Genomic DNA, 14,818 nt, shown 5'->3' with positions numbered 1-14,818 from the left:
CGCAAAAATAGAACAAATCGATGATCAAAAAAATATACCTTACCAGACACGGACAAACGGATTATAATCTCAAAGGAGTAGTGCAAGGGAGTGGAATAGATGCAGATTTAAATGCGACTGGTAGAGCTCAAGCCAATGCGTTTTATCAAGCATATAAAGATCATCCGTTCGACAAGCTATATGTGTCTGGCCTGAAGCGTACTTTTCAGTCGATGGAGAGTTTTATTAATGATAAGTTGCCGTATGAGGCCTTAACTGACTTGAATGAGATTAGCTGGGGAAAGCATGAGGGTGTTCCTGTAGACCAGGAAGGGGCGGCATATTATGCAGACATGATTAAGCGTTGGCAATTGGGTGAAACAGATATAGCCATAGAAGGAGGGGAGAGTCCGAATGAAGTAGCGGCACGCATGCAAAGAGCTTTAGAGTATATTTTAGCTCAAAAGAATGAGAGTCAGGTACTAATTTGCATGCATGGCCGGGCAATGCGAATGATGCTCAGTGTTATGCTCAATTACCCTCTCAAAAGTATGGATAGCTTTGAGCATTCTAATCTTTGTCTATACCAGTTGGCCTATACGGGAAGTTCGTTTCAGCTAGAGAAGTATAACGATACTAGTCACCTCCAAAATCTAAAAGGCTAAGCGCTACGTTGGCTTTACTGTCTAAGCTAGCTTTATAAGGATGTTTCTTGAAATTTAACACGCGCTCAAAGTACATTTTGGCCATGTCGAGATTACTTTTTTCACGCTGCAAATAACCTAATTGCAGAAATGCATTTGGTGCAAAGTAGCTTTCTTCGATCATATCTGCTTCTGCAATAACTTTTTTGTAAAGTTCTACTGCTCTAGGTTGGTTTTGAATGTGAGCCATTCTGGCTTTTCTGTAAGTGAGTTCTATAAGTTGTAGTTTGTTGAGTGTGGTTTGTTCCAAATCTGACAATAAAGTGACCGCATTTTTAAAGAAGCCACCGTCAATAGCATACCTGAGTTTAAGCATCTCAAAGTTGATGTTTTCTAGGTTGTCTATCGTCTTCTGAGCATTTTTGTCAATTTCTGATGTGTTGGCTTTACTAGCTCTAGCTTCTTCAAGCTTGTTTTCGAATGCGCTGGAGTTCCCAAGAAATTTATGAGCCAAGGCAATTTTGAGCAAGGCGTCTTTGTGGTAAGTTAGGCCATCAAATTCACTTAAAAATTGCTGAAAGTAGTTTAAGGATTCATTGTAGTTTCCTTCTTGAAAATAACTTTCTCCAATGAGGTATGTGCTAAAGGGAACGTTGTTAGCAGATGAAAGCCATAGTTTTCTGGCCTTTTCCGCTTGATGAGATTTTTGAAGAATAATGCCTTGAAAGTACTGCGCTAGAGAAGAGTTAGAAAGCTGATGCTGAGCTATGAATTCAGGGGCTTTTTCTGTCTCCTCCAACAAATGAGAGTAGATCATGCCTAGAATGATATTGCTTTCCAACCCAAAAACTGAGTTGGTGTCTCTGGTTTCCGTCAACTGCTTTATGCCATCTCTTACTGTGCCCTTCATGCCAAAGAGTTTAAAGACCCATTGATAATTATCGGGAGTCACACCAAACAAAATATTGAGTAGTCCTCTGGTTCTATTGTTGAGTTTAAAGCTTGGGTAGGATTCAAGATTTTCTTCAATGGATTTGTTGGCGCTTTTTAGGCTCCAAAAGGTATTCCATTCTTCGCCATACTTAAGTTTTAAGAAGGCCCATTGGAGCTTTATCTCAGCTTGTAGAAAACCCTTCCATGGGCTAGGCAGTTGGAAGTTTTCGATAGCATCTAGCCTTTGTTCTTCCATTTCTTTGAGAGCTTCAAAGGCGGAATCGCTTTCGTGGAAGATTAGGTAGAAAACATCGTGTAGGTTTTCAAAGTAGATGTCTTTTAGTGCTTCTTCCGACTTGGGGGGAGAGGGGCGTTGACCTGGTTTTAATTGTAGGTCTAGAAGAGTTTGGGTAGTTTGCTTTTGTCCGTAAGCTGACACGGAAAGGCACAAAAAAAATGGATAGACCAATAAGCCTATCCATTCTTTATGTTTTATAAAAGATCTCAAAACAACCTTAAGCTGTTTTTCTTGTTCTTCTGGTTTTCTTCTTCTCTTCGTTTACAATCTCATCAGTTACTTCAGCTAAAATTCTACCGCAGTGCTCACAAACGATAAGTTTTTTGTTGTCTCTGATGTCCGCTTGTCTTTGAGGAGGTACAACGTTAAAGCAACCACCACAAGCGCCTCTGCTTACTGGTACAACAGCTAAACCGTTGCGTGCATTGTTTCTAAGCTTATTGTAAGAGTTTAATAATCTGTCTTCAATATTCTTAGTTGCTTTCTCTCTGTCTTTCAAAAGCTTTTGCTCATCGGCTTCACTTTCTTGAGTCAGTACTTCAAGCTCATTTTTCTTAGTATCAAGGTCTTTTTTTCTTTCGTCAAGTTCACCTTGAGTTCTAGAAATCTCCTCTTTCTTGGCATCTATTTTTACGTATGCCTCTTTAATTCTCTTCTCAGAAATTTGAATTTCTAGGTTCTGAAGTTCAATTTCTTTGGTGATGGCATCGTACTCGCGATTGTTTCTAACATTCATCTGTTGCTCCTCATACTTCTTAATGAGTGCTTCAGAGTTCTTTATCTGAGTTTTATGGTCAGAAATATTAGCTTCTAGCTCGCTGAGTTCGTTGTTGAATTTCTCAATTCGAGTTTCGTATCCGGCTATCTCATCTTCAAGATCGGCTACCTCATCAGGAAGGGCTCCTCTAACTTTTTTGATTTCATCTAACTCAGAATCAATTGATTGGAGCTTCTTTAACGCCTCTAATTTCTGTGCAACTGTTTTTTCCATTAACCGTGTTTTTAGAAGTATTTTACGGGATTCGTATCCACCTCTGACAAATAGGTTGCAATATTAGCAAATTTTTCGCTGATAAACGCACTGAGTAGCTCTTTTGTATAGACTTCACTCTCGTAGTGTCCTATGTCTGCGATCATAAGTTTTCCTTCAGCATCAAAGAATTCGTGATACTTAAAATCTGAGGTAACAAAGGCGTCTGCTCCAGCACCTTTAGCTATTGGCAGTAAAAAGCTGCCAGCACCACCACATACGGCTACTTTTTTGATCGATTTACCATTTACAGGAGTGTACTTTATGGTGTTCAAATTCATAGAGTGCTTGAGGTGAGAAAGGAAATCTTGCTCATTCATAGCCGTTTCGAGCTCTCCAATCATGCCTGAGCCTACTTCCTGATTAGTATTTTTCAATGACTGCAAGTAAAAGGCAACCTCTTCATACGGGTGGGCATTTTTCATTGCTGAAATTATTCTACCCTCTAAATGGCTAGGGAATATTACCTCTACCTTATTTTCTTCTACAGACTCCTGCTGGTTGCTCGAACCAATAGTTGGGTTAGCCATATCGTTAGGCTTAAAGGTGCCGGTTCCTAGCACCCTAAAGCTGCAATTGCTATAGTTGCCAATATTGCCTGCACCCGCTTTGTGCATTGCTTCCAAAACATGATCGGTATTGGCTACGGGAATGAACACCTCTAGCTTACTAAGCGTGGACGCTTTGGGCAGTAGAATTTGAGTGTTCTTCAGGCCAATTTTATCTGATATCTTTTTGTTTACACCTGTTTGAACGTTGTCTAGGTTAGTGTGTATAGCATAAATGGCAATGTCGTTTTTTATCGCCTTAATAATGGTTCGCTCAACGTAGTTTTTGCCATTAAGCTTCTTAATTCCTCTAAAGACAATTGGGTGGTGAGCTACAATAAGGTTACAGTTTTTGGCTATTGCTTCTTCCACAATAGACTCTACACAGTCTAATGTGCACAGAATACCACTTACCTCTTGATTGACATCGCCCGTAATTAGACCAGCATTGTCATAATCTTCTTGATAAGCTCTTGGTGCAATGCTTTCTAGTAAGTCAGTGATATCCTTTATTTTTGCCATATTTGCTGCCTTTTAGGGGCTAAGATAGTCAGCTTGCTATGAAATTCATGAGGTATTTACTGTTTCCATTTTCTGTACTCTATGTAGGAGTTATGCAACTGCGCAATAGGCAGTATGACAATGGAACCAGGCCTGTTAGTGCCTTTGAGAAGGTGGTTATTTCAGTAGGGAATCTTTCTACTGGGGGAACAGGCAAATCGCCAATGATAGAATTTCTGATCAGAAAGTTGGTTCAGAACTACCAGGTGGCCACAGTAAGTAGGGGTTACGGAAGAAAAACCCAAGGGGAACGAATTGCTTCAGAAGAAGATACGGCTAGAACTTTAGGAGATGAGCCATATCAATTCTACCGAAAATTTGGAGAAAAAGTAAAAGTAGTGGTGGGCGAAGAGCGCGTTTTGGCCATCCCTCATTTGCTAATGGATTTTCCAGAGACAGAAGTAATTCTTCTAGATGATGCCTTTCAGCATAGAAAAGTAGCGAGAGACTTAAATATTATGCTGAGCGACTACTCTGCTCCCTTTTATAATGATCTGGTATTACCTGCGGGAAACCTTCGAGAAAGCAGAACCCAAGCCAAAAGAGCTGATGTTATTGTGGTCTCTAAGTGCCCTGCCGATCTTTCCGTTGCGCAACAGGCCAAGATTACCCAAAAGATTTCGGCCTACAATAGTCATGCTCCTGTCTTCTTTTCAACAATAAAGTATGGAGAGCTTAAGCCAGCATTTAAAGAAGGAACCATAAAAACGGATGTAGTGGTTATTTCAGCCATTGCGAAACCAAAGCCTTTTTATAGATACTTAGAAGAGCGCTTTAGTGTAGTAGATAAGTTTGAATACGTAGATCACTACAATTTCAAAAAGACAGATTTAGATAGAATATTAAGAAAGCTTAACGGAAAAGATGTTTCGCTAGTAACCACTGAAAAGGACATGGTACGGCTTTTGCCTTTTGCAGACCATCCTTTAATGAAGCAATTCAATCTATTCTATCAACCAATTGAGGTTGAGATTGACAATGAACTAGGCTTTGAAAAATTGTTAATCCAAGCTGTTGAAAAGAGGAAACGTGAACTGAATTTGTAATTTTGGCCGTGCTTAGAAAAGTCTTCCTGTTTATTTGTTTTTGCTGTATTGGATTGAGCGTTTCTGCTCAAAATGATCTCAACTCTTTTAGTAATGGTGCCGATTCACTGTTGCAGGCTCGAATGAATGCCCGAGATGCAGAGGCCCTGCGTAACAAGGAAAGCTATAGTGCCAAGAGCACTCGCTTTACTTATGAGCGAAATTTTAAATACAACAATATTGTTTTTCAAAACCCAGACACTATTCCCGATAACATGCATAGGGTTAGTTATTACGAAAGCAATAATTATCTAATTCAAAATTTAGGGAATATAGGAACTGCTCAGCGGTCTCTTTTCTATGAGGTGCCTAAAGTAATTGGTAGAACCTCAGGTTATAATGCCTACAATCCGTTTTACACCACGCCAGATCAGATTCGGTATTACGATACACGCTCTCCGTATACCGATATAAAAGCCTATTTCGCTGGAGGAGGTAGAGCTATCACAGATATTACCTTCACGCTAAATGATAGTACACAGTTTAATATTGGGGGAAGTTTTAAGGCCTTAAGGGCAGAAAAACAATTAGCTTATCTTACTCGTGGTGATAGGCAGGTGACAAGTAACGATTGGAATATCTTTGGGTTTTATCGACCTCAGAAACTGAAGAAGTATTTGCTGCTGTTTAATACTACTCAGTTTAAGCATACAGTGCAGGAGCAAGGGGGAATAATTGATCCCGCTCTACAGCCAGAGCCACCAAATGGTGATGCCCTCAGCTTCTTCGATTATGAAGACGCTAACGTTTACTTAGATGGGGCTGATAGTTATGACAAGCGCGGAGGCTTACACCTTTATCAGCAATACGATTTAGACTCCATCTTTCAGGTATATCACACGCTAGATTATGTTCAGCAAATTGCTAGATACAACGATGATTATGATTTGAGGGGGTATGATAGGTATATCTATGATGATGTTGTGAATACTGAAGATAGTACTCGCACTATCAATGATAGGAACTTCTTTAGTGACTTCAGCAATGAGTTTGGTCTTAAAGGAAGAACCAAGAAGTTCTCTTACACCGCTTATTACAGAAACAGAATATTGAAGAACGAAAGCCTTCGCTCTAGCAGTGAGGCATATAGTTCTGCAATGGAGGCCAACGAGGTAGAGCACTACGTTGGAGGAACCCTCCGTCAGCAAATTACGCCTAAGGTATTCTTGAAAGCTACTGGAGAGTTCATGTTCGATGGCAATTACCTGATTGAAGGAGATTTTAGTAGCGATTGGTTCGATGCCAAGTACTCAAGAGTGGTGAGTCAGCCATCATTCTTAGCCGACTTTTATTTTCAAGATGGAAGGAATTGGATCAGCGGCTTTGAAAATGAAACCTCAGATAATTTAGAAGGGACCATAAAGATAAGTTCGAACAGGGTTTCCTTTAGGCCCTTTCTCAGGTTCAATCGAATTTCAAACTATATCTTTTTTAATCAGGATAGAGTGGCTGAACAGGCCAATAGCGATATAATTCTTTTAACTCCCGGACTCCACTTCGATTACGCTATCACCCCTAAGCTAAAATGGAGTAATTCGGTAAGATACAATTCTATTTCTGGTGGTTCGGCTAGCAACTATAAGCTTCCACAATTTATGGCTTTAAGTCAGCTAGCTTTTAAGAATGTGATTTTCGATGGAAAGATGATTGTTCACACAGGGATAGATGTCTTCTATCAGACGGAATATGAGCCTTTGGCTTATGATCCTATTATTCAGCAGTTCTACCTTCAAGACTCTTTTGTATCTGACGACTTTGCCAAGATAGACCTCTTTGTGAACTTCAAGGTGGGTAATTTTATGATTCTAGCGAAGATGGGACACGTGAATCAGCTAGGTACGAATGGCTACTTTATAAGCCCTAATTATACTGGAGCCAGACGCACCCTAGATTTAGGAGTGCGCTGGCTGTTTTTTGATTAATCTTCAGTGCTAAATAGCGAGAAGTTTACTCCAAAATTCAATACATGCTTAAACTGAATTGCTCTTTTTGGAGCACCGCCATCACCTGTATCAATTAAGATATCGTCATCATATATTAGTTGGGTACCAAAAGTTGCATTGAACCACTTGTTCACCTTCATCACCAACAAAGTTTCCCAGTTAGTATCTACATTACCAAATGAGTCATAAGCGGTAAAGAAGTTCAAGGTACTTTTGAACTTAATATTCTCCATAATAGGCAAGTCTAATACAGCCAGAAGGTTACTACCAAACTCAGCTCTAGACTTCTTGCCAGGGTCTACTCCATAAGCACCAGCTGCAGAAAGCACATCGTCTTGTACAAAAGTAAATTTACCAGCTGCAGGAGACATAGATAAGGTGAAGACTTCACTCGGATCATACTCAATACCAAGGTTGATGGTAAGGTAGCCAGGAGCCATAAAGTTTGAAATTCTCTCAGAAACTTCTTCACCAGGCACATTTGGGTTAGGGCTATACTTTAAACCTTCTAGTAACTGAGTTCTGAAAATACCAGAAATGGCGTAAGACCAATCTTCATTAATTGCGTGGGAGTATTTAGAAAGTAGAATAATATTATCATCCGTTTTACGGAAGTCTTTATCGCCAACTTTGGCGCCACCAAGAGCAAAATCAATTTGGTTTACCCATTTATCTTCGCCTTTAATTCTTTCAATTTTTGTATTGAAGACCGTTCCTAATGCAATAGAGTTTTCACCCCCTGCGGCCCAGTTAGAGAGCCCTACGTTAGCAAAATTCACTCCCCAAGAGCCCGACTTTTTTACTACTACAGAGTCGCTCTGCGCCATAGCAGTAAGACCAGTTAGGCAAATGAAGGATAAGCTTAGTAAAAGTTTTTTCATTCTTTAGATCAGTTTATTAACTGCAAAAATGTTGCAATCGTAGAAGGAAACCAAGTTAGAATTGAAATATGGCTCAATTTGGATGCATCACTTTTCAATCTGACACGATGCCCTTACTTTTGCCATATGGCTGACGAATACACTAATCACGTCCTAGGACTGCAATTGCCAACCGACCCAAGGTGGGTTGATATTGCTCAAATGAATATTGAAGATATTTTAGTAGACCATGCTTATTGCGAGCAAAAAGCAGCTTCTTCTTGTATTTCATTAATTGTTCAGTACCCCGATAAAAAGGAATTGGTAGACATGATGACTCCTGTTGTCGCAGAAGAGTGGAGTCATTTTGAGCGTGTGATAGAGCAGCTAAATAAGCGGGGAATGAAGCTAGGCAAACAGCGAAAAGATGAGTATGTCATTAAGCTTCAGAGTATTCTGAAAAAGGGCGGGGGAAGAGAAGCTCAGCTAGTTGAAAAACTTCTAATGAACGCTCTAATAGAGGCCAGAAGTTGTGAGCGATTTAAAATGCTTCATCAAAACATAGAAGATGAAGAGTTGCAGAAGTTCTATTATGAGCTGATGATCTCAGAAGCCAGCCACTATAAGAACTTTCTAAGTCTTGCCAAGTCTTACATGGGAGATGAATACGTTTCTAAGCGCTGGAAGGAATTTCTTATTGAAGAAGCCAAAATCATTGAGAGCTTAGAAGTAAGAGGGGATAGGATGCACTAAACCAATTTTGGGATTCTTTATAAGTGTAGATATTGACTCTAACCTTTTTCTTGGTCTTAAGTCTAGTTTTCCCGTTTCATTAATATTCTTGAAGAATAACTGAGTAAAAGTTTATCTATCAAAGAACCCTTTGCCTTCCATAATTTTCGGAATGAGCTTCTCGATTCTGGCTACTCTTGTTTTAGATTGTTTAGGTTGAGTAAAATGTAGGACATAACCTCTTTTTCGGCCTGGGGTGAGATTTTCAAAAGCAGTTTTCAGATCAGGTTGTTCTGTGAATTTAGCCACCAATTCTTCAGGATATTCTAGTTCATCTTTTGCCTTGAAATCCACACTTTTCCCTGACTTCTCAATAGCAATGGCTTCATTGATATAGGTTCTGATTTCTTGCTCAAGTTTAATGACACCTTGAGTGTCTGTGAACCTAATAAGTCGAGAGGCTTGAGAGTTTGGGCCAGGTTTTTCTAGAATTTTGAAAGTGTCTTTCAAAAGAGAACCTTTAAAGAAACTCATGGAGCAGTATTCTTTAAATGCACTGATAATCAATACATTTTTCCCATTGTAGGTGTAGCAAGGTACTCCCCATTTGCGTTCTTCTTTTAGCTCAGTGTTTAACGCAATAGCTCGGAGCAGTTTTAACGGTTCGGTCCAAAAATGCACCTTACATTCAGGGGTGTTTACAAGCGAACACCTGCCACAGCCTATGGCTAGGTATTCATCTATAGCTGGGTTCATTCTTTCAGGTTTTCCTTTAAAAGTAGCAAATTAGTCTATCATTCATTCTTCCTAGGTACACTGAGGTTTTTCCTGATGAAGGACTATTTGTTAAGGTGGATTTTCTTCTTTTCTACAAACAAAGACTACTTTTAAAGCTTATCTATAAGCAGTTTTTAAGAATAAAATCCCTAATGAATTACCATAAAATATTTGCCGATATCTGTTCAGAAATACACCAAAAGGAAGACAAAGGAGTGGTGGCCTCCTATATTCCTGAGCTTAAAAAGGTAGATAAAGATAAGTTTGGCGTGTATATGTCTATGATTAATGGTGAGCATTCTGCCTATGGCGATTGGGAAGAAAAGTTCTCCATTCAAAGTATTTCTAAGGTGCTCACTCTGGTTTTGGCATATAAATCTGAAGGAGAAAAGCTATGGAAGCGAGTAGGGGTTGAACCTCCCGGAACACCTTTCAATTCATTGGTTTTACTAGAGCATGAGAATGGTATTCCTCGAAATCCGCTGATTAATGCAGGCGCTTTGGTGATCTGCGATATTCTGCTCGATACTTGTTCCAATCCTAAAGAAGAGTTCTTAGATTTTGTGCGTGAGTTAGCTGGCAATGATTCACTCGAGTATAACCAAGCGGTAGCTGAGTCGGAGAAAGCTACCAGCTTTAGAAATGCCGCTGCAGCCAACCTGATTAAGTCGTTCGGTAACCTGAAGAATAAGGTAGATGATGTGTTGGATCTTTACGCTTACACCTGCTCCATAGACATGACTTGCGCAGATTTAGCCCATAGTTTCCAATTTTTAGCAACTGATGGTTATGATAAAAAGAGTAAGAAGCAGATAATTAGTGTGAGCCGCTCTAAGCGTTTGAATGCATTAATGCAGCTCTGCGGTTTCTATGATCAGGCTGGTGAATTTTCCGTGAAAATAGGTTTACCAGGAAAGAGTGGTGTTGGTGGCGGAATTGTAGCGGTACTCCCAGACCATTATGCTATTGCTGTCTGGAGCCCAGGGCTCAATGAAAAGGGGAACTCGTATTTAGGTATGGAGTTTTTAGAGCTTTTCACTACCAAAACTGAATACTCAATTTTTTAATTATCTAAATATTCTCAGTACTTCGGAACTATCTGAGGGTTAAATTCATTTCAAAGCAGACGCTTAGTTAAAATGGCGAGAAAGAAAGCATATATAGAGGAGCAGGTGATAGAAAAGGCAATGAACCTTTTTTGGAGAAATGGCTATGAGTCTACTTCTGTTCGTATGCTGGAAAATGAAATGGGTATTAACCAGTTTTCTATTTATGCCAGTTTTGGTAGCAAACAGGGTGTTTTTAAAGAGAGCATTAAATGCTACAAAGGCAAGCTGAAAGAGTTGGTTAATGATATGGAGGCCAGCCATGGCAAGGCAGCTATTAAGGCTTATTTCTATGCCTTCAACAATTTCGCCAAACAGAACATTGGCCAAGGAGGCTGTCTAATCAACAATACTTTCAGTGAACTGGGTACTAATGCACCTGAGGAGGTAATGACTGAAATGATGGCTTTCGTAAACGAGCTCAAGGCGGTTTTCCAAAAGAAATTGCGCGATGATGATGCCACCTCTTCCCATGATTATTTAGCCAAGCAAGCCAGCTTTCTGTTGGTGGCTATTCAAGGTATGGTGGTAGCTTCTAAGGTGATGGCCAATTCAGAAATCGAAAACTTTGTTGAAATGACCTTTTCAAGCCTTTAGTTTTTTTGAACCATAACTAAGCAAATGCTTAGAAATTTAAATTAGATAAAAATAGATATGAGTAACTTTAAAATTCACGATTTAGAAACCGCACCAGAAGAGAGTAAACAACTTTTAGAAGGCTCTCAAAAAGCTTACGGATACATTCCAAACTTGCATGGAGCACTCGCTGAGGCGCCTGAGTTATTAGATGCTTATCAAAAGATTCACGCACTTTTTACTGAATCGTCTTTTGATAATGACGAGCTAACCGTGGTATGGCAAACCATTAATGTGTACCACAAATGTCATTATTGTGTGCCAGCCCATACCGCTATTGCACACAGCATGAAGGTAGATTCGGCCATTACAGAGGCGTTGAGAAATGGTACAGAAATGCCAACAGCCAAACTTCAAGCACTACACAAAATGACTTTGGCTATTACCGAGAATAGAGGGAATGTTTCTCAAGACGAACTACAGGAATTTTTCGATGCTGGTTACAGTCAGCGACACGTACTAGAAATTATTCTGGGGCTTTCACAGAAGGTGATTAGCAATTACACGAATCATTTGGTTGAAACGCCTATTGACAAACCATTCCAAAAGTTTGCTTGGGAAAAGAAAGAATCAGTTGAAGCATAAGTCAAATTGTCCCGTTTGATGACTCAGACGGGACTTTCTTTTTTTAATGTATGAAGTCTAGAAGAACTTTTATTAAACGCATGAGTCTGGCAGGAAGTGCTGGAGCGCTGGTTCCTGGAGTGCTATCGGCCAATGAAGACTCAAACCAACCAACTAGTATTATGAGAAATGAAAAAGCACCTAAAGTCCTGTTTTTCGATGTGAACGAGTCGCTTTTAGACTTGGCAGCTATAAAAAGTAGCATTGGTAAAGCTTTGAATGGCAGAGAAGATCTGGTGCCTCTTTGGTTCACCACCATGCTGCAGTATTCACTAGTCTCTACCACTGCCAGGCAGTATGCCGACTTTGGTGCTATAGGTATGGCTACTTTGAAAATGGTAGCTGCAAATAACGGTATTGAATTATCTGACGATGATGCCAAAGCTGCAGTTAGCCCAATTAAGTCTTTGCCCGCTCACAGTGAAGTCAAAGAAGCTCTTGCTCTTATAAAAAAGGCAGGTTACAGAATGATCTCTCTGACTAATTCTTCAAATGCTGGAGTTGCAGCTCAGTTTGAAAATGCTGGGTTAACCGATTTTTTTGACCAACGATTAAGCGTAGAAGACATTGGCAAGTTTAAACCACATACCGATGTGTATGACTGGGCAGCCAGAAAAGTAGGAGTGAAGCCAGAGGAATGTATGATGATAGCTGCCCATGGTTGGGATATTGCCGGTGCACTTTGGGCCAATTGGCGAGGTGCTTTTATCGCAAGACCAGGTCAGCAGTTGTATCCATTAGCTCCCTTACCAGAGATAAATGAGCCAGATTTATTGAAAATAGCCAACCGATTGGTAGCATTAAAGAGGTAGAAGACCCTCATAGAAAAGAAAAAAAAGAGGCTGTTTCAGAAGTTACTGATGCAAGCAAAATGCATTGGCAGTACTTCCGAAACAGCCTTATTTATTGAAGTCAAAGACTTCAGTAGATATAATGATTATACTACATCGATAACAAATTCATCGCGAGGTATTCTCACCTTCTTCATTGGTTTCATCCAGTCTCTTTCTTCATCTGAATAGCCAATGTAAAGCAATGACACGCTCTTGAGCCCGTGCTTTTCTAACTCGAGTACTTCATCAACCACTTTGGTGCTGAAACCTTCGGCAGGGCAAGTGTCTACTTTAAGCTCTGCAGCCTGCGCCATGGCCAAGCCTAAAGCGATATAGCTTTGACGAGAAGTATGAGCGAAGTTGACTTCAGCAGGTTGTTTTAGGTAAATAGCCTTCAACTGATCTGTATAGCTGCTGAATCTACCTTTTGGTAAGCCTCTTTCTTCAGTGGTATAATCAAACACCTTGTCTATGCGCTCAGCAGTGTATCTGTCCCAGGCTGCAAAAACCAAAACGTGAGAACAGTCTTTCATGCTTTCCGGGTTTAGTGCGCCTTGTACTAGCTTTTCCTTAATTTCTTGGTTAGAAACCTTTAAAACTCTGAATTGCTGCAGGCCTGAAGAAGTAGGAGCAAGCCTCGCTGCCTCAATAATCTTCTCCACATTTTCCTCACTTACTTTCTTTTCTGGGTTGAACGCTTTGACAGCGTATCTCCAGTTTAAATCTTCAATTAGTGCCAAAATACTATGTATTTAATCGTTAGTTACGTTCAATTCTACTTCAATATTTCCTCTTGTAGCATTAGAATAAGGGCATACTTGATGTGCCTTTTCTGCTAAAGATTTCGCCTCTTCCATGTCTACTTCGGGAATGTTAATGTCCAGTGTTACTGCTAAACCAAAACCTCCATTATCGGTCTGGCCGATGCTCACATTCGCCTTAACAGAGGTGGTTCCAGTTTTTGCGTTAGACTTCTGGATTACCAAGTTCAAAGCGCTGTCAAAACAAGCGGCATAACCTGCTGCAAATAGCATTTCTGGGTTAGCATAATCGTCATTTGCTCCACCTAGGGCTTTTGGGTGCCTTACTTCTAGGTCTAGAATGCCGTTTTCACTTTTAACATGACCGTTTCTTCCTCCTGTGGCTGTTGCGCCAATGGTATACATTGTTTTCATATCTATTTTCTTATTTGATTTAATATGTTGTCAATACCCGTCTTAAGTGCTTCAAGCTGTTCTACAGTAACATTCAACGAGTTTAAAATCTGTTCAGGAACTTGAGTTGCGGCAGTTTTCATCTTTTGCCCGTCAGCCGTAAGTTCAATCTGAACAATGCGTTCATCTTGAGCACTTCTATTTCGCTCAATCAATTTTTTCTGCTCCAATCGCTTAAGCAATGGTGTAAGTGTGCCACTATCTAAGTGGAGTTTAGTTCCTATCTCAGAAACATTTTGTGTGCCTTCTTCCCAGAGTATCAGCATTACTAAATACTGTGGGTATGTCAAATCTAACTGCTGAAGGATAGGCCTGTAAAGTCCTACAACCTCCTTGGCCAATGAGTAGATTGGGAAGCAAACTTGGTTCGATAGTTTTAAATTTTCCGACATAGTCGTTATACATTAGTTTATTTATTGTGTGCTATTGTATTGTACACAACATAATTAAAAATAGTTCACTGCTCTGGTGAAAAAGTTTCTAGAATGTTTTAGTTATTTAAAGAGTAGAACGGTTCAATCCACTTGAATTCACCTGTCCTCTGGTTCTGATTATAGATTATTCTCATGGCACCTCCGAACGTCTCATTGGGATGGTCTGAAACATGTTTTACTATTTCCACCATTTCTTGATAAGGAATGATTTCGAGGGCTTCTTTAATAGGCATCCATTTGATGTTTCGCTTAGACTCACCGTTTGTTTTTACCACCGAAGAATAGTACATCATAGTGGTTGGGCGCTCTCTATTATCGTGATGAAAGGTGATTACTCCATTCAGCTTGAGTTGAGTTGGCTTTTGCCCGTGAAGAGCTGCTAGACTATTAAGAAAGGATTTTTGTGTCTCATCAGCTTTGTATCGACCACCAGGAATTTCCCATTCACCATCGAATTCAACTAGAAGTACTTCACCTTTTTCATTGAGCATTATCAGTTTGTGAAAAGTTGGATTGCCCGATTGAGCCATCGTCCAAGCACTGATCAACAAGGTGAGTAATGTGAGTGTATACTTCATTTG

17 protein-coding genes are annotated in these 14,818 nt (G+C 39.9%); 8 read left to right on the top strand and 9 right to left on the bottom strand.

All coding sequences use genetic code 11. The features are described from left to right. Positions 1 to 20 precede the first annotated feature (20 nt). The gene (locus AWW68_RS17440) at positions 21 to 644 is read left to right on the top strand and encodes a histidine phosphatase family protein (RefSeq protein WP_068223989.1); all 624 of its coding nucleotides are present in this window, start codon (positions 21 to 23) and stop codon (positions 642 to 644) included. Here AWW68_RS17440 and AWW68_RS17435 read toward each other — a convergent pair. The 3 genes from AWW68_RS17435 to AWW68_RS17425 all read right to left on the bottom strand — a co-directional run bounded on the left by AWW68_RS17435 (position 616) and on the right by AWW68_RS17425 (position 3,954). Continuing rightward, a complete protein-coding gene (locus tag AWW68_RS17435; protein WP_068223987.1) occupies positions 616 to 1,995 on the bottom strand; it encodes a tetratricopeptide repeat protein in 1,380 nt (459 codons plus the stop codon). The two genes, AWW68_RS17440 and AWW68_RS17435, sit on opposite strands and share 29 nt — an antisense overlap. 76 nt (positions 1,996 to 2,071) lie before the next feature. Then, positions 2,072 to 2,845 carry a zinc ribbon domain-containing protein gene (locus tag AWW68_RS17430; protein ID WP_068223984.1) on the bottom strand — a complete coding sequence of 258 codons (774 nt, stop codon included), beginning with the start codon at positions 2,843 to 2,845 and terminating at the stop codon, positions 2,072 to 2,074. An 11-nt stretch (positions 2,846 to 2,856) separates the two neighbouring features. Further along, a complete protein-coding gene (locus tag AWW68_RS17425; RefSeq protein WP_068223981.1) occupies positions 2,857 to 3,954 on the bottom strand; it encodes a Nif3-like dinuclear metal center hexameric protein in 1,098 nt (365 codons plus the stop codon). A gap of 47 nt (positions 3,955 to 4,001) precedes the next feature. On the opposite strand from AWW68_RS17425, the gene lpxK reads away from it, so the two are divergent. Then, entirely contained in the window at positions 4,002 to 5,039 is a 1,038-nt protein-coding gene (gene lpxK / locus AWW68_RS17420) for a tetraacyldisaccharide 4'-kinase (RefSeq protein WP_157717704.1), read from the top strand. Positions 5,040 to 5,092: 53 nt separating this feature from the next. Continuing rightward, positions 5,093 to 7,000, top strand: a complete 1,908-nt coding sequence (locus AWW68_RS17415) for a putative porin (RefSeq protein ID WP_068223976.1) — start codon at positions 5,093 to 5,095, stop codon at positions 6,998 to 7,000. Here the strand turns inward: AWW68_RS17415 and AWW68_RS17410 are convergent. Next, a complete protein-coding gene (locus AWW68_RS17410; RefSeq protein WP_068223973.1) occupies positions 6,997 to 7,902 on the bottom strand; it encodes a DUF3078 domain-containing protein in 906 nt (301 codons plus the stop codon). The two genes, AWW68_RS17415 and AWW68_RS17410, sit on opposite strands and share 4 nt — an antisense overlap. A gap of 126 nt (positions 7,903 to 8,028) precedes the next feature. On the opposite strand from AWW68_RS17410, the gene miaE reads away from it, so the two are divergent. Then, positions 8,029 to 8,634: a tRNA-(ms[2]io[6]A)-hydroxylase gene (miaE, locus tag AWW68_RS17405; RefSeq protein WP_068223969.1), complete on the top strand. Its 606-nt coding sequence runs from the start codon at positions 8,029 to 8,031 to the stop codon at positions 8,632 to 8,634. A 111-nt stretch (positions 8,635 to 8,745) separates the two neighbouring features. Here the strand turns inward: miaE and AWW68_RS17400 are convergent, their stop codons facing one another. After that, the gene (locus AWW68_RS17400; RefSeq protein WP_068223962.1) at positions 8,746 to 9,369 is read right to left on the bottom strand and encodes a YdeI/OmpD-associated family protein; all 624 of its coding nucleotides are present in this window, start codon (positions 9,367 to 9,369) and stop codon (positions 8,746 to 8,748) included. A gap of 173 nt (positions 9,370 to 9,542) precedes the next feature. On the opposite strand from AWW68_RS17400, the gene AWW68_RS17395 reads away from it, so the two are divergent. The 4 genes from AWW68_RS17395 to AWW68_RS17380 all read left to right on the top strand — a co-directional run bounded on the left by AWW68_RS17395 (position 9,543) and on the right by AWW68_RS17380 (position 12,568). Next, positions 9,543 to 10,457, top strand: coding sequence for a glutaminase (locus AWW68_RS17395; protein ID WP_068224268.1), 915 nt, complete (start codon positions 9,543 to 9,545; stop codon positions 10,455 to 10,457). Positions 10,458 to 10,529: 72 nt separating this feature from the next. After that, the gene (locus AWW68_RS17390; RefSeq protein WP_068223959.1) at positions 10,530 to 11,093 is read left to right on the top strand and encodes a TetR/AcrR family transcriptional regulator; all 564 of its coding nucleotides are present in this window, start codon (positions 10,530 to 10,532) and stop codon (positions 11,091 to 11,093) included. 57 nt (positions 11,094 to 11,150) lie between these two features. After that, positions 11,151 to 11,717, top strand: a complete 567-nt coding sequence (locus tag AWW68_RS17385) for a carboxymuconolactone decarboxylase family protein (protein ID WP_068223954.1) — start codon at positions 11,151 to 11,153, stop codon at positions 11,715 to 11,717. Between the two features lie 50 nt (positions 11,718 to 11,767). Continuing rightward, on the top strand, positions 11,768 to 12,568 hold the full coding sequence (locus AWW68_RS17380; RefSeq protein WP_068223951.1) for a haloacid dehalogenase type II: 801 nt from the start codon (positions 11,768 to 11,770) through the stop codon (positions 12,566 to 12,568). 125 nt (positions 12,569 to 12,693) lie between these two features. On the opposite strand, the gene AWW68_RS17375 is transcribed toward AWW68_RS17380, so the two are convergent. The 4 genes from AWW68_RS17375 to AWW68_RS17360 all read right to left on the bottom strand — a co-directional run bounded on the left by AWW68_RS17375 (position 12,694) and on the right by AWW68_RS17360 (position 14,815). Next, positions 12,694 to 13,329, bottom strand: coding sequence for a nitroreductase family protein (locus AWW68_RS17375; protein ID WP_068223948.1), 636 nt, complete (start codon positions 13,327 to 13,329; stop codon positions 12,694 to 12,696). Positions 13,330 to 13,341: 12 nt separating this feature from the next. Beyond that, the gene (locus AWW68_RS17370; protein WP_068223945.1) at positions 13,342 to 13,764 is read right to left on the bottom strand and encodes an organic hydroperoxide resistance protein; all 423 of its coding nucleotides are present in this window, start codon (positions 13,762 to 13,764) and stop codon (positions 13,342 to 13,344) included. 2 nt (positions 13,765 to 13,766) lie between these two features. Next, positions 13,767 to 14,195: a MarR family winged helix-turn-helix transcriptional regulator gene (locus tag AWW68_RS17365; RefSeq protein ID WP_068223943.1), complete on the bottom strand. Its 429-nt coding sequence runs from the start codon at positions 14,193 to 14,195 to the stop codon at positions 13,767 to 13,769. A 98-nt stretch (positions 14,196 to 14,293) separates the two neighbouring features. Beyond that, positions 14,294 to 14,815: an NUDIX hydrolase gene (locus tag AWW68_RS17360; RefSeq protein ID WP_157717703.1), complete on the bottom strand. Its 522-nt coding sequence runs from the start codon at positions 14,813 to 14,815 to the stop codon at positions 14,294 to 14,296. Positions 14,816 to 14,818 lie beyond the last annotated feature (3 nt).

Source organism: Roseivirga spongicola, from assembly GCF_001592965.1.
Classification (GTDB): domain Bacteria; phylum Bacteroidota; class Bacteroidia; order Cytophagales; family Cyclobacteriaceae; genus Roseivirga; species Roseivirga spongicola.
This window is presented reverse-complemented; position numbering and strand designations above follow the sequence as displayed.

Excerpts from the sequence above, each read along its gene's own strand:
- AWW68_RS17440 (WP_068223989.1), top strand. The coding sequence starts at position 21 with ATGATCAAAAAAATATACCTTACCAGACACGGACAAACGGATTATAAT.
- AWW68_RS17430 (WP_068223984.1), bottom strand. The coding sequence starts at position 2,845 with ATGGAAAAAACAGTTGCACAGAAATTAGAGGCGTTAAAGAAGCTCCAA.
- AWW68_RS17425 (WP_068223981.1), bottom strand. The coding sequence starts at position 3,954 with ATGGCAAAAATAAAGGATATCACTGACTTACTAGAAAGCATTGCACCA.
- lpxK (WP_157717704.1), top strand. The coding sequence starts at position 4,002 with ATGAGGTATTTACTGTTTCCATTTTCTGTACTCTATGTAGGAGTTATG.
- AWW68_RS17410 (WP_068223973.1), bottom strand. The coding sequence starts at position 7,902 with ATGAAAAAACTTTTACTAAGCTTATCCTTCATTTGCCTAACTGGTCTT.
- miaE (WP_068223969.1), top strand. The coding sequence starts at position 8,029 with ATGGCTGACGAATACACTAATCACGTCCTAGGACTGCAATTGCCAACC.
- AWW68_RS17400 (WP_068223962.1), bottom strand. The coding sequence starts at position 9,369 with ATGAACCCAGCTATAGATGAATACCTAGCCATAGGCTGTGGCAGGTGT.
- AWW68_RS17395 (WP_068224268.1), top strand. The coding sequence starts at position 9,543 with ATGAATTACCATAAAATATTTGCCGATATCTGTTCAGAAATACACCAA.
- AWW68_RS17390 (WP_068223959.1), top strand. The coding sequence starts at position 10,530 with ATGGCGAGAAAGAAAGCATATATAGAGGAGCAGGTGATAGAAAAGGCA.
- AWW68_RS17385 (WP_068223954.1), top strand. The coding sequence starts at position 11,151 with ATGAGTAACTTTAAAATTCACGATTTAGAAACCGCACCAGAAGAGAGT.
- AWW68_RS17380 (WP_068223951.1), top strand. The coding sequence starts at position 11,768 with ATGAAGTCTAGAAGAACTTTTATTAAACGCATGAGTCTGGCAGGAAGT.
- AWW68_RS17370 (WP_068223945.1), bottom strand. The coding sequence starts at position 13,764 with ATGAAAACAATGTATACCATTGGCGCAACAGCCACAGGAGGAAGAAAC.
- AWW68_RS17365 (WP_068223943.1), bottom strand. The coding sequence starts at position 14,195 with ATGTCGGAAAATTTAAAACTATCGAACCAAGTTTGCTTCCCAATCTAC.
- AWW68_RS17360 (WP_157717703.1), bottom strand. The coding sequence starts at position 14,815 with ATGAAGTATACACTCACATTACTCACCTTGTTGATCAGTGCTTGGACG.